This window comes from Paenibacillus xylanilyticus (assembly GCF_047246825.1).
Taxonomy (GTDB): Bacteria; Bacillota; Bacilli; order Paenibacillales; family Paenibacillaceae; genus Paenibacillus; species Paenibacillus xylanilyticus_B.
The window spans coordinates 2,318,359-2,331,991 of sequence record NZ_JBFOLB010000001.1; the positions used below are offsets into that span (position 1 = coordinate 2,318,359).

General features: G+C 45.8%; 15 protein-coding genes and 1 pseudogene. 3 read left to right on the forward strand and 13 right to left on the reverse strand.

The annotated features are described in order from the left end of the window. The first annotated feature begins 218 nt into the window (after positions 1 to 218). Complete coding sequence (locus tag AB3N00_RS10110) at positions 219 to 719, forward strand: SRPBCC family protein (RefSeq protein ID WP_413034401.1); 501 nt, start codon at positions 219 to 221, stop codon at positions 717 to 719. A 76-nt stretch (positions 720 to 795) separates the two neighbouring features. Here AB3N00_RS10110 and AB3N00_RS10115 read toward each other — a convergent pair whose 3' ends face one another. From AB3N00_RS10115 to AB3N00_RS10170, 12 genes and pseudogenes are all read right to left on the reverse strand, one after another. After that, positions 796 to 2,721, reverse strand: a complete 1,926-nt coding sequence (locus AB3N00_RS10115) for an FtsX-like permease family protein (protein ID WP_413034402.1) — start codon at positions 2,719 to 2,721, stop codon at positions 796 to 798. Further along, entirely contained in the window at positions 2,718 to 3,473 is a 756-nt protein-coding gene (locus tag AB3N00_RS10120) for an ABC transporter ATP-binding protein (RefSeq protein WP_413034403.1), read from the reverse strand. Before AB3N00_RS10120 ends, AB3N00_RS10115 begins: the two co-directional genes overlap by 4 nt. A 100-nt stretch (positions 3,474 to 3,573) precedes the next feature. After that, the gene (locus tag AB3N00_RS10125; RefSeq protein ID WP_413034404.1) at positions 3,574 to 4,578 is read right to left on the reverse strand and encodes a sensor histidine kinase; all 1,005 of its coding nucleotides are present in this window, start codon (positions 4,576 to 4,578) and stop codon (positions 3,574 to 3,576) included. Further along, on the reverse strand, positions 4,575 to 5,264 hold the full coding sequence (locus tag AB3N00_RS10130) for a response regulator transcription factor (protein ID WP_413034405.1): 690 nt from the start codon (positions 5,262 to 5,264) through the stop codon (positions 4,575 to 4,577). The genes AB3N00_RS10125 and AB3N00_RS10130 overlap by 4 nt, the downstream gene beginning before the upstream one ends. Before the next feature lie 215 nt (positions 5,265 to 5,479). Continuing rightward, positions 5,480 to 6,220 (reverse strand): SDR family NAD(P)-dependent oxidoreductase, encoded by a 741-nt coding sequence (locus tag AB3N00_RS10135; protein WP_413034406.1) that lies wholly within the window; start codon positions 6,218 to 6,220, stop codon positions 5,480 to 5,482. A gap of 2 nt (positions 6,221 to 6,222) precedes the next feature. After that, positions 6,223 to 6,960 carry a class I SAM-dependent methyltransferase gene (locus AB3N00_RS10140; protein WP_413034407.1) on the reverse strand — a complete coding sequence of 246 codons (738 nt, stop codon included), beginning with the start codon at positions 6,958 to 6,960 and terminating at the stop codon, positions 6,223 to 6,225. A 292-nt stretch (positions 6,961 to 7,252) separates the two neighbouring features. Beyond that, complete coding sequence (locus AB3N00_RS10145) at positions 7,253 to 7,765, reverse strand: GNAT family N-acetyltransferase (RefSeq protein WP_413034408.1); 513 nt, start codon at positions 7,763 to 7,765, stop codon at positions 7,253 to 7,255. A 23-nt stretch (positions 7,766 to 7,788) separates the two neighbouring features. Then, the gene (locus AB3N00_RS10150; protein WP_413034409.1) at positions 7,789 to 8,265 is read right to left on the reverse strand and encodes an NUDIX domain-containing protein; all 477 of its coding nucleotides are present in this window, start codon (positions 8,263 to 8,265) and stop codon (positions 7,789 to 7,791) included. 18 nt (positions 8,266 to 8,283) lie between these two features. Further along, positions 8,284 to 8,808 carry a YfiT family bacillithiol transferase gene (locus AB3N00_RS10155; RefSeq protein ID WP_413035240.1) on the reverse strand — a complete coding sequence of 175 codons (525 nt, stop codon included), beginning with the start codon at positions 8,806 to 8,808 and terminating at the stop codon, positions 8,284 to 8,286. Positions 8,809 to 8,898: 90 nt separating this feature from the next. Continuing rightward, a pseudogene (locus AB3N00_RS10160) lies at positions 8,899 to 9,360 on the reverse strand (GNAT family N-acetyltransferase); the annotation flags it as partial. Then, positions 9,357 to 9,908: a hypothetical protein gene (locus AB3N00_RS10165; RefSeq protein WP_413034410.1), complete on the reverse strand. Its 552-nt coding sequence runs from the start codon at positions 9,906 to 9,908 to the stop codon at positions 9,357 to 9,359. The gene AB3N00_RS10165 and the pseudogene AB3N00_RS10160, both read right to left, overlap by 4 nt. 62 nt (positions 9,909 to 9,970) lie before the next feature. Further along, positions 9,971 to 10,669, reverse strand: a complete 699-nt coding sequence (locus AB3N00_RS10170; protein ID WP_413034411.1) for a class I SAM-dependent methyltransferase — start codon at positions 10,667 to 10,669, stop codon at positions 9,971 to 9,973. Positions 10,670 to 10,893: 224 nt separating this feature from the next. Here AB3N00_RS10170 and AB3N00_RS10175 point away from each other — a divergent pair, with 224 nt between their 5' ends. Both AB3N00_RS10175 and AB3N00_RS10180 read left to right on the forward strand, forming a co-directional pair. Next, positions 10,894 to 11,667 carry a sporulation protein gene (locus AB3N00_RS10175; RefSeq protein ID WP_413034412.1) on the forward strand — a complete coding sequence of 258 codons (774 nt, stop codon included), beginning with the start codon at positions 10,894 to 10,896 and terminating at the stop codon, positions 11,665 to 11,667. A 170-nt stretch (positions 11,668 to 11,837) separates the two neighbouring features. Then, entirely contained in the window at positions 11,838 to 13,208 is a 1,371-nt protein-coding gene (locus tag AB3N00_RS10180) for an FAD-dependent oxidoreductase (protein WP_413034413.1), read from the forward strand. 116 nt (positions 13,209 to 13,324) lie between these two features. Here AB3N00_RS10180 and AB3N00_RS10185 read toward each other — a convergent pair whose 3' ends face one another. Then, complete coding sequence (locus AB3N00_RS10185) at positions 13,325 to 13,615, reverse strand: hypothetical protein (protein ID WP_413034414.1); 291 nt, start codon at positions 13,613 to 13,615, stop codon at positions 13,325 to 13,327. Between the last annotated feature and the right edge of the window lie 18 nt (positions 13,616 to 13,633).

Consider the following 13,633-nt stretch of genomic DNA (forward strand, 5'->3'; position numbering starts at 1 on the left):
TCGATTAGCCAAATTCATCGTACATGCCCCTTCCGATTTACGATATCCATCGCCGTATTCTACTTTACAATCATTTCGTTCACAGTCCCTCCATCACCTGTTTTTCCAAAAATTTCTTTCTTGTGATATCAATTTAACGTTTAAAAGTGGACTTATTAGCCAGTATACTTAACCTGTAGCTGGACAACTCCATTTCATTTAGCAGAGGAGAATTCATTATGAGTACGACATCAACCGTAACCTTAACGATGAAACGTCAATTCGTTGTATCTCCAGAGCAGGTATTTGATGCCTGGTTAGATCCGCACAGTATGAAGAAGTGGCTATTCACCTTGGAAACGACCAATAAAGTGACCCAAAATGACCCCCGGGTAGGTGGAACCTGGGAGATCGTTGATCATCGTCAAGGTAAGGATTACCGAGCGATTGGTGAATATCTGAAGATCAATCGGCCGGGCACACTCATTTTCACTTTCGAAATGCCACAATTTAGCGATACACAAGACATCATTACGGTTAGCATCATGGCAAATGAGCAAGGTTCTGAAATGACTTTTACACAAGAGATGGTTGTTCCCCATGAAGAGGGCTGGACAGCGGATGATATCGAGAAGGCAGAACGTGAATATATTACCGGCTCAGAGCAGGGCTGGAGTTTGATGTTTGATGGATTAAAGCAACTGCTGGAAACAGGTAAAATTGATTATCCATTACAATGACAAAAAGGTCAGGCTGTTCTTCACAGACAGCCTGACCTTTTTTCGGATTTTGTTTTGTCATGATCCTTATTCCGATCTATAATGCTTCCTTAATCACCCGTTTATAATACCACACCGATAACAGACCAAAGATCGAATATAACAGCGTGTACACAATCATGACAATGACCGTAGGTGTCATCAGTTCAGTACCGAAGAAGAACCACCCTGATTTTACGGCAAAATAACTATGACTCAGCCCCACTACAAGTGGGATCCCGAAATTAAAAACCTGTTTGAGCTGGATTCCCTTCAGCAAATCGCCCTGTGTAAAACCAAGTTTACGCAAGATGGTATAGCTTGGCTTCTCCTCTTCACTCTCATTCATTTGCTTGAAGTACAGAATACATCCTGATGTAATCAGGAAGGTCAGACCAAGGAAACCGACAATGAACATAATTAGGCCCATATTGGTACGTTGGTTATTTCTGAACTCAATCTGCGAGAAGCTTGGCGCCTCCAATTGCTGCTCCTCAAAAATGGCATATGCCTTCTCAGCCTGATCCTCGTTTATAATGCGAACACCATAATAGTCAGTCGGCTCGCCTTCCTGCAGTTTGGGATCGAGATCCTTCTGAAGCTGCTGATACACTGTTTCATCGACAACAGCTACAGGTGTACCTTTGGTATAGTACACAGGAAGAGCTCCTTTTTTGGTCGTGCCGATCAATTGTTGATCAATGGTTTGTTTATAGCCGTGCAGTACGATTGGACCCTTTTCCTGAATGGTAATCATCTGCTGAATGGCACTTCCGTAACCCATGAAGATTACTTCACCCGGTTTCAGATCGATATCATCTACCATGCTGTCACTGACCACGCTGCTGAACAAAAATTCTTCCGGAAAGGAATCATCCATTACTTTTTTGGCATCAATATCAATATAAACAGGCTGTCTGTGCTTCTCCTCATATGGGATCTGCTTATTCTCAAGTTCTGCTACAAAACGATTCTTCACATCCGCTTGAGCAAAAGAGAAATCCTCCGGCAAGCTTTCTTTCGCTTGAGACTCTGCCGAATAATACGAAATATAACTAAGTGACAGCATGCCAATGGCAAGCGCGGACACCGTCGTAATAATGGTAAGCAGCAGTGCATTCGATTTCATGCGGAACATGATGGAGGACAATGACAGGACCTCATGGATGGAAAGGTAGCCGTTTTTGCTTTTGCGAATCAGATTAAACAGAAAACTGACTGATCCCTTATAGAATAGATACGTCCCCAGAATGACCGAGAACAAAATCATCAACATCATATACATCAGCTGCTGCATATCCAGCGCCTCACCGCTGAACATCCTTGCTGATAATACATATCCATACACAATCAGGGCTATACCCAAAATGCCGATGATCATTTGTCCGGCGGACATCTTCTGCACCTGCTGCTCAGCCTTGGCCGTTACCCGAAAGAGCGAGAGAATGCTTTGCGCCTTAATGAAGGCATAGTTCATCAGCATAATGAGCAGATACAATACTGCAAATACAATCAACGTCTGGACCAGTGCCATCGGTGAGAAGTACAGTTTCGTAATCGCATCAATGCCGAGAATTTTGAACAAAATCATCAGCACCAGCTTGGAGCTGAGAAAACCGATCAGAACACCTACCGCCATGGAGCCAAAGTAGAGGATGCAATTTTCCGCACTCAAGATGCCAAAAATTCTTCCTTTCGTCAGCCCGATGAGCTGAAACAGTCCAATCTCCTTGCTGCGTCTCTTGATGAAAATGGTATTCGCATAGAGCAGGAAGATGCCCACGATGACAATAAGCAGCACCGAAGAAGCACCAATTGCAGCCGCTCCTTTGGTCGAAGCCGCCACCTCATCCATGGAAGGATCATATTGTAACGTCACGAAGGAAAAATACAAGGCCACGCTAAAGATTAGCGCAAATACATATAAATAATAACTCTTCAGGTTTTTTCTCAGGTTACGGAAGATGATGTATCGCAAACTCATTGCTGCACACCACCCAACACGCCCTGGGTTTTGATAATGTCGTTGAAGAAGGACTGCCGGGATTCGTCTCCTTTATTCAATTGGGTGTAGATCTGCCCGTCCCGAATGAAAATCACCCTGCTGCAATAACTCGCGGCAACCGGATCGTGCGTGACCATCACGATGGTAGCCTTGTGTTTGATGTTCATTTCGCTTAATTTGCCAAGCAGATCCGAAGCGGATTTGGAATCCAGTGCGCCTGTCGGCTCATCCGCAAATATGATGCTCGGATCGTGGACAAATGCTCGCGCAGCTGAAGTCCGCTGTTTTTGACCACCTGAAATTTCGGATGGATATTTGTCTTTCAATTCGTAGATGCCCAGTTCACGGGCAATTTCTTCGAACTTCCGATGTGCCTCCTGCTTCGGGATGCTCGTAATGGAAAGCGGCAGCAGCACATTTTCCTTCACGGTAAGCGTATCAAGCAAGTTATATTCCTGAAAAATAAAACCGAGATGATGTTTGCGGAATTCAGCGAGCTGTTTCTCCTTCATTCCGGTAAACTCCTTGCCTTCGATTTCAATGGTGCCCTGGCTTACCCGATCGATCGAGGAGAGCACATTAAGCAGTGTCGTTTTTCCTGAACCCGAGGGTCCCATAATCCCTACAAATTCTCCTTTGCCAACACCAAGATCGATTCCTTTCAGAACTTCCTGCTTATTGAGTTTGTTGCCATATACTTTACTAATTTTTTTGGCTTCCAGTATCCACATATCCCACACACTCTCCTTTGGTATGTCTCTATCATAGGCGGGATCTGCCAATTTATCGTGCGATTCACCGAACAAAACGAAAAAGCATGTGACAATGTTGTCACACGCCCGCAAGATGCACCATATCGTTTTTCCGCGGAAAGATAAGCTTGACGATTGTGCCTTCGCCGGGAGCAGACTCTACGTGAATATCCATATGAAGCGTTTGTGCCACTTGCCTAGTCAGATACAGTCCCATTCCGGTTGCCGCTCCCTCCAACCTGCCTCGGGTTGAAGTGAAGCCTTTATCGAAAATGCGCGGCAAATCCTGTGCTTCGATCCCTCGTCCATAATCCTGAATCGACAGAACATGGTGTCCATCCTGCTCCCAGCTCTCGATAACAATATCCGAGGAATCACTGTATTTCACCGCATTGCTCAGCAGCTGCCGGATGATGAAACCCAGCCATTTGCTGTCCGTCAGCACACGCGTAACATTCAGTGACATATCGAAACCTATGCCTTTGGAGATGCACCAGGACTTCAAGGCCCGAATCTCTGCATTCAGTATCGGTTCAAGTTCGGTCTCCTCAATATACAGATCATTATGCATAAACGGAATTCGTTTCTGATGCAGCTGCTGATCAAGCAGTTGATGAATTCGCAGCCATTCATACGTCATCTGATTCCGCAGTTTATCATCCGGCGTACGTTCAATCATTAACTGTAACGCTGTAAGGGGTGTCTTCACTTCATGGATCCAGGATAATATCTCATCCTTCTCCTGTTCGAGCAAAATGAGGTTGGATGAAGACTCCTTCCGATAGCGCTCTGTCTGGGAGGCTACGGCATCATGCACGATAAGTTCGTACGGACTTTCCGCTATATCCAACTCCCCCAGATCGTATGTATGGTCCCAGGTCGTTAATTTTTTATAGAAACGTGTCTCCCTCGGATATCTCGCCCAGATAAAACCGATGCAGACTACCACATTTAGAACGATCACGTATGTTAATGAACGAACGGGTATGGATGAATCAATATACGCCACAAACAAAATGATGAGCTGCATGCATACCAGCAATAAAATCCAGCTGAGTTTTTCTCTAATATACTTCCCGATCATCCTTCAGCCTCTTCTGTTGCCAAATATCCCTGACCAACCTTGGTCTCGATATACCCATCCAGGCCCAGCGGTTCCAGCTTCTTGCGAAGCCGGTTGACGTTAACGGTCAGCGTGTTATCACTCACAAAATGCTCATGATCCCACAAGCTCCGGATGAGTTCCTCGCGGGTGACAATCTGATTTTTGTGCTCTACCAGCACTTTAAGAATCAACATCTCGTTTTTGGTCAAAAGAACCGATTCCGAACCCAGCGTAAGTGTATTCTTTACATACTCTATCGCTGCCCCGCGCCAGGTTCGAAGTTCGATCCGTTCCGTGTTGTAATTGTATACTCTTCGCAATGTGGCCTGAATTTTGGCAATTAATACGTCGAAATGAAAAGGCTTCTGGATAAAATCATCCGCACCCAGCTGCATAGACATGACCATATCCGTCGGATGATCCCGTGAGGACAAAAAGATTATGGGCACATTCGAGTGTGCACGAATCATGCGGCACCAGTGAAAGCCGTCATACTTCGGCAATTGTATATCAATGATGACCAGCTGCGGTTGTACATCGCTATACTCCTGCATTACTTTGCCGAAGTCATGTATGCCGTATACGTCATAAGACCACTGGGATAACCGTTCCCTGATCTCACTGAATAAGGATTCATCGTCTTCAATGAGCATAATTTTAAACAAGTTCCTTCACCACATTTCTGTTCTTCTAAAGCTGAATAGGGTAATTAGACTCGGCTGTTGCGGGACAGCCGTTACGGGTTACTAATTTTGAAATGGATCAATGCCCGCTGATTAATTCCACGCGTGCACTATGTTGTCAGTTTACAGGGAAGATGGAGTTATATCAAAAGGATCCTCACACTGAGCAGTAAATCGAGAACAAGTACTGAATGATGCTAGCTCTCCATGGTATGAACGACCTTACTTGTATCACTATTCTCTTCAATTCGTTCAATTAGCCGCTTCGCCACTTCTCGTGGTGATTTTAATTGGCCTGCTTCATACACTTGATTAAATAAACCGGATAGCTCAAATTCACCGGTACTTTTGCCTCTCGCCACCGCCTGTAGTTCCGTATCCACCATGCCGGGATCAAATGCAATGACCTCAACCGGATTCAGCCTCTCGGCTAGCTCCATCGCCACACACTCCGAAAACATGTTCATTCCGGCTTTTGAGGTACAGTATGCAGCCATGGAAGGTGCCGGGTAACTGCCTGAACCAGAGGTCAAATTCACAATCTTCCGCCGTGCGGTCAGGTGGTTGGTTTGACGAATAAATGATGAACTCAAAATCATAGGAGCTGCCAAACTGATATTCAAATTCATGCTAATCTCCTCTGTGCTGCACTGGTCTATCGGCTTCAAGGGTTCAAGCATCGCTGCATTATTAATAAGTCCTAAGAACTCGGTTTCCTCTAAAGGAATCTGTTCCAGTATTTTTTTCACTAATTGCTCTATACCCATCAGATCACTCAGATCATACTGGAAATGAAAATACAGATCATTGCCATGCAGAAGCTCAGCAGTCCCCCGTGAAATTCCATAGACCCGATCTCCCTGTTCCAGTAACAGCTGAGCCAGCTGCATACCAATTCCTTTGGAAGTACCTGTAACAATAAAAGTCCTGTTCTGCATGCTTAGCCCCCCTTTTTTTCGACAGACAGCGGTTTTCTCCACAACGTCACCCACAGGATCGGCAGGCCAAATCGAGGATCATTCTGCCCCATCGCCATCATCGGACGCAGCTCCACACATTCAAACGGATCTTCCAGCAAATAGCGAAGCTTCTCTTCCGTAAAGGCCAGTCCACCCTTCATGGACTTCTCCTGGTATACTTCCCAGTCGCTCATCACGCTCTCTGGCCCACCCATATCTCCATAACCCGGAGCAAAACAAGTCATGCCAAAATAGCCTCCTGGCTTAAGTGCATCGTTAATCATCTGAATGTATGGGATACGCTGGTGTGGCAGTAAGTGGTGCATGCAGCCGGAGTCATAGACGAGGTCATACTCTTGCTGTGGTTGCAATTCAAATACAGATCGGCATTCAAAATTCACATTTACTTGCTCTTCCGCAGCTCGTTCCTTGGCCCACGCAATCGCCGTTTCCGAAAGGTCGTATGCATCCACGCGATACCCTTCTTTTGTTAGATAAAGCGCATTCCGGCCCGGCCCGCAGCCCAGCTCCATCGCTTTTCCTCCGGTCAGCAAACCTGAGTTCACTTGATCGACCAGATTCTCATCAGGCTTGTTAGGAAAAAAGGGAATGGGGCGATTCCTATCTTCATAAAATGGCTCCCAGAATTGCTTCGCTGATCTGAACTCTGCATCGAGCATATCGTACAGATCCTGGACATGTTTGATCGTTTTCTCCAATGTCATATTCCTCCTCGATTTCCTTCAAAATGTCCTGCTTGTTTCCTCTTATGTATGAATCTTTTCGTTAGTTATCATTGCAAAGCTTATTAGTATATAGCCCTTTTTTGCTCGTCACATGGCTTTCATACTGGACACTCTATTATACCATTTATACCCAATATATCTCTATTTTTCTTGTGAGTTTTCATAGGAAAATCCGCTTTAATATAATCAAAAAAAACAGAACTTGCGCAGGCGTTACCTTCTGCTTAAGCTCTGTTTCTTCTTCCGTGTTCAAATGTACAACTATTCAAATCTTCTTCAATTTCTTCGTTAAATAAAGTACGACGTCATCATCAATGATGGTTTCATCACCCGGCATAAGGTAACGATCATGCTTGTGAATTCCCTTGCCATCCGGAATATATCCACGGTGGGCGTATAGGATCTGAGCTTTGCCATAATCGGAGAATACACCGACCCCAATCCCTGCTGTATCCGTTCGTTCTTGAATCACTTCCTCGGCACGGTCCATTAATCGTGAGCCTATCCCTTGACGCTGGTATTTGATCAGCACATTGAAATCATTAATTTCCGGAATCCCCTGCTCCCTGAAAGAAGGATAGTATGAGTTCCACAATACATTGACGTAACCCGCAAACGCCCCATCCAGCTCAGCTACCAAAGTAACCCGTTCACCTTTCTGCTGTTCTACCAGATAGTGAAGATACTGTTCTACGGGTTTTTCCCAACCTTGTTCCTGAAATGCCTGCGAGATTGCGACGGGGTCATGCTCATTCAAAGTTCTTATTTGTATATTCATCATGCACGCTCCCCTAACATCGTTTAAATATTATTATGTAAACCGGTTAAGTCCATATTATGCTGGTTTGTTCCCTTGGAGGAATACCCTGTCCAATAATCCAAAAACGAATAAAACATATCTCCAAAGCTCATGCCTGCCGGCAAGGCATCTACCAACTTCAGTTCTCCAATTTCATAATTTGGAAGCTCTAACGACATGGAATCGAACTGGTCAACCGCTGCGTAATAAACCATACCGAGGTTCCCGTTCATTTCGTAAATTCCAAAGGGCTCCAACATGAATCTGACTGCTCCTGTCTCTTCATATAGTTCCCTGCATGCAGCTTCCAGTGGAGTTTCCCCAGGTTCACATGTGCCCCCGGGAAACTCCCAGCCATTGCGTTTATTGTTGTAAACGATGACGTATTTCTCCTGAAATTGTGCCATCATAATAACGAATGCAATTTCTCGATCCGATTGCTCTACTTCATTCAAACTCAACCAATGCCGCTCCACCATAATAGTTACACCTCTCTGTTAAATCCCCAGCCTGCTTCTGAGCGAAGTAATGTGAGCAACATGGTGTCTGCCATGCCAGGAGTAAAATCCGAGGTTATAATCCAGTCTCGTCGTTTCCTGTGAACCCGGATGGTAGAATTGTTTGGCATAGTCGGCATCGGTCAATGTGTTTAGCAGTGCTGCCCAACGCCGGTGCAGCGCATCCAGTAGTTGCAGAGAAACCTCGATATCCAGATCCCGTGAGTCACTGAGCTCAGCCCAACGCTCTTCATAATAAGGTCTTATCGTTGGTGTATCCTCTGTCAACGCCAGCTTGAAACGAATCACGCTGTTCATATGGCTATCTGCCATATGGTGGATAACCTGTTTGACCATCCAGCCACCTTCCCGGTAGGGCAAGCTCAATTGTTCTTCGCTTAACCCTTTTACAGCTTCTCTCGCCTGCTCCGGCAGCTCGGCAATATCCTTAATCCACTGTTCCCTCTGTGCGGGTGTGACCTCACCTGTGTGTTCAAATGTGCCAATCGGATATCTCAAATCCATCTTCGATTCCTCCTCGTCATACTCCATCAACCAGCAGTCTCTCATCTGACCTTCGTGCTGCTCATGTTCCTTTAACAACTTCATTTTTCTGAAACCACACTTCTCATAGCAGGCTATCGCACGTACATTCCATGCCTGAGGATCCATAACCACTTTCTGCGCCTGCTTCTCATTTACCAGATAGGCTACCATGGATCGCACTAGTTTGGTGCCAATGCCCCTGTTCCAGTACTCAACATCGCCAATAAATTGATCTGTTCCATAAACAATCTCATCCGTGTCTCCATAACCATATTCCTTCCGTTCGTTTTCTTCAAGCTCGTAAAACTGAATATAGCCTATAGGCTTACCTTGATATTCAATTAGGCAACGATTCGCAACATCGTCCTGACTGTAAAAATGTTCTCTTACCAGATCGAGGTTTTGCGGCCGATCACGGCCTTCGTAATATTGCAGCACTGCCGGATCAGTTAGCCACTGAACGAGCTGAAGTTCGTCTGCTTCTTCCAACAATCGGACGACGATCTCATTTGACTTGTATATTCGCTTCACTCGGCATTCTCCTTCATCATTTCCAGACGCTCTCCCTTGACCCAGTTGAGATTCTTGCCTAGCAACTGCTCTTTATGCACATAATAGATCTTGGGATTTTCTAACGAATCAACTCCTTCACTTAAAGGAGTAATCGTGAAACGCATTTTGTAAGTACCCACTTCATCAGGTATGGAGAATCCCCAAAATTCACCATTTTCGTTACTCGTGTTGATCCCCTCATCCTGCAATGCTTGATGAAGCAACTGTTCCGCTGTGCCAGAGGTACCAACAGCAGACGGACGGAAATATGGATCATTCTGTTCTTCATTGAAAGAAATGTTGCCCCACCCGAAGATCACGGGGTATACCATGTGAATATCGTTGTCTTCTTTGGTACGGGTAATCTGCATATTCACCTCGTACGCATCCGTACCGATCTGTCGGATAGTGCCTTTCATGCTAACATCCTGCTCTTTCACACTGGGGGCCAAGTTGTTGTAAGCAAACAGTACTACAACAACTGCAATAGCGATTCCCGTGATCCAAAATATCGTTTGTTTTCGCATATGTCTGCCCCCCTCGCTGTGTTAACTCAATTAAGTCCATTTCCGATTCATTTCGTCACACCTCAAACCATTGAATTGTTATTTCCAGGTTTTACGGCTTTCCAGATGTACTTATGTTCTCGCACAGCAATTCTTCCGTCCATTTGATTCTCCTGGATCTTAGCTCTCAGTTGTTCATGGTACTCAGGCTGTGTGTAATCCGGATTGCCTGGAACATCAGAGAGAAAGAGTGCGAACTCTTTTTCATCCGAAAAAATCATCAACGCCTCATTGAACTCCTCAATCTCGATCTGCTCATAACGGTTATTATGCAATCGTTCCTTTACTTTACTTACATCCGTATGTATGCCGAAAATGATGCCGCCCTTTCGCAGCACTCTCCCATGTTCAATAATGGAAGTAGGACCTCTGCGATCATAAATCAGATCAAACTGTTCGTCTTCAAAAGGCATCTTCGACTTCGTTGTGGCGTACACAAAATCAACGTTCTTCACGTCACTTGCTTCAAGTCCAGCCTGAGCGATGTGAAGCAGTTCCTTTGAATTATCAAAACCCGTGATATGACCGGTATGTGCCGACATTTTTAATGTAAATTCACCGTGACCACAGCCTGCATCGAGTACGGATTGGCGTTGTGAGAGCATTCGGATCAACCGTTCCTCAAAAACGTCTTCAGCTGATTGGCCCTCCCAAGTGTATGCAGACCTACCCTTATAACCCCCGTTACGGAGCGCAACCATATCATACCAATCCATCCCCATCGTCCGCTCTCCTTCCAGAAGGAAATTCCTGATTAAACCATATTCGACAACCGGAGTTTGATTCTCCTGTCTTTTTCGCGAACTTTTTGCCTGGTCAGAATATCTTTTGGATTCACTTCATCAAATCACATAAAATTTGAAACGACAATCTCACGGATTCCGTATTAAGGTCGAAGTCGTATTTTTTCCCATGTACAAACCAATATGATCTGGAGGTTGAGCGGATGTCTTTTTTTAAGAAAATGTTAGCCAGTGTAGGTGTGGGGGCAGCTAAGGTCAACACGGAACTCGATACACCCGAGGTTATGCCTGGAGGGATTCTCTCGGGGACCGTATATATACAAGGCGGAGATGTGGAACAAAACGTGGACCGGATCTACCTCACCATCAACACGCATTACATAAGGGAACGCGATGATCGTAAAGTGAAGGAAACAGCCGTAGTGGCCAAATATTTACTAACTGAAGGATTTACACTGCAACCCGGGACGAAGCTCGAAAAGAAATTCTCATTTGACCTGCCTGAAAATCTCCCAATTACGCTCCACAGCGCGGAGGTATGGGTAGAGACGGGCCTTGATATCTCAAGCGCCGTTGACCCTTCGGATCGGGACAGACTTCGTGTTGTACCTACTCAGGATATGCGCACCGTGCTGGATGCCATCGACATACTTGGATTCCGATTGCGCGAAGTGACCAATGATTATGCTCCAAAACTTGGCGGCAATCTGCCATTTGTACAGGAATTTGAGTTTGTGCCGACAAACAAGTTCCGTGGCTATTTGGATGAACTGGAAGTGATGTTCTACCCGATGGGGGATTCCATGGAACTGCTTCTGCAGATCGACCGCCGCGCTCGCGGACTTGGTGGCATTTTCTCGGAGGCAATGGGCACCGATGAAAGCTTTGTACGCCTGCATTTATACGATAGACATCTGGAGCGGGGGGCTCACTCCGTTGCCCAAGGTCTTGAAGAAGTGATTTCGAAGCATCTGTAAATTCATTTTCCCATCATCAACAGCTCTCCGGCTGCATTACATGCAGCTGGAGAGCTGTTTTCACTTACATAAGTAGTCTAATTCATAACAGTTTCATCCGTGATCTCCCAAGCCAGCTTCCCTGCTGGAAATAATGGGTATATTAAATACAAAAAGAGGAGGCGAAATCATTGAGTGCACAACTCCACGAACAAGGAAGGAACGAAGATCAAACCATTATTATTGGCGCAGGTCTGGCTGGCTTGAGCTGTGCCTTTGAACTTGTAGATCAGGGAAAGTCCGTACTGATACTCGAAGCCGCACCCTATGTAGGAGGACGAACAGGCAATTGGGATGAACGTGGAATGGAAGTGGAATCCGGATTTCATAAATTCATAGGATATTATAAAGAATTACCAAAATTACTTGAACGTGCAGGCATCGATCTGGACGAGATGCTGGCATGGGAAACGACGATGCAGGTTCGCCACCCAGATGCAGAGGAGTACGGTGAATTTGGATTGGACATCGTTCATGCTCCGCTTAAAACACTATCAGGTATGCTAGGCAACAATGATTTTATTACGCCTGGAGATAAGGCCTCCCTTGTCCCGTTCCTTGCTGCCGGCTTCAAAGATTGTGTCTCGCGTCCAGAGGAACTGGATGAGATATCGCTGCTTGATTTTGCAAAACAGCATGGGGTAAACGAGCAGGCTCTCCAACGAATCGTTGAACCGTTATCTTCCGGCATTTTCTTCATGCCCCTTGAACAATATTCGGCTTACGCTTTCTTCGGCCTCTTCCTCCCGGGCATTCCGCGAATTCATAAAATGCGTATCGGTGCCTTCACCGGAGGTATGACCGATGTGATGTGCTCGCCTCTCGCTGCTGCAATCGAACAAAAAGGAGGACGAATTCGCACCAACGCTCCCGTTACCCAATTGCTGTATGGTGCGGATGGTCTGGAAGGCGTGGAATTGGAAGACGGCGAACTGATCCCGGCCACTCGTGTCGTTGTTGCCGCCAATATTCGTCGTTCCCAGCAATTGCTTGAAGAGCACTTCAGTGAGCATGAATGGTTTCAACCTTTTCTGAGCCTGGATGCCATGCCGCATGTTACAGTACAGTTTGAATCGGAACTCCCTCTTCTTCCTGAGGACCGGACTACTTTTGGGCCAGGTACCGACATTGGGTCGTTTGGAGAACAATCCCGCACGACATTTCGCGGGCGTCCAGGGAGAGCTTCCATCATTTTGGTAAATCCGGATGAACTGATTGATCTGTCAGATGAAGAGATCTGGAATCGAACTCAGAGAGGCCTAATTGATATTGGTCTTGCCGAAGGAGTATCTTCCGTAACTGACTACCGCATCGTACGGGGTAACGAAAACTTTTATCGGATCGCCCCAGGCAATGAACGCAAGCGTCCTGAGCAGGTGACTCCTATTCGGGGACTGTATCTTGCCGGTGATTACACCAAACAGCCGATGTTCACCACGATGGAAGGCGCCGTGTTATCCGGTCAGAAGGCCGCAGCTGGCATTCTTGACGAATCAACGTAAGGTTAGAACGGAAACCTCCTATTGAATTCAAAAGTAAAATGGGCAGCCTTTGACGTCAATGACCTGACGAGAGGGCTGCCCTTCGAGTATAAAGACCATTTAAGGTAACTACGTTTCTATGTACGCTTCATCCAGTGTTGAAGTCCTGACCGGATTCCATAATAAGCGGCTGCAAACAGAATGAAACCAGCAACCCAGAAAAGAATCAACGCGAAATCCCATTGAACGACGGCTCCAAAAGCGACTTGGGATTGCAAGTTCGTTGAAGATGAATAGGCCACTGGCACATCAGGTTTATAATTCACTGTCATTAGCATACCCCGAACTATTTTCCATCCAATGATACCCAAAGTCATGAACAGCGTAACCAGTAATGATTCTACGCACAAACGTTTATTGATCCTCATCATTTGGCCCCCTTATAC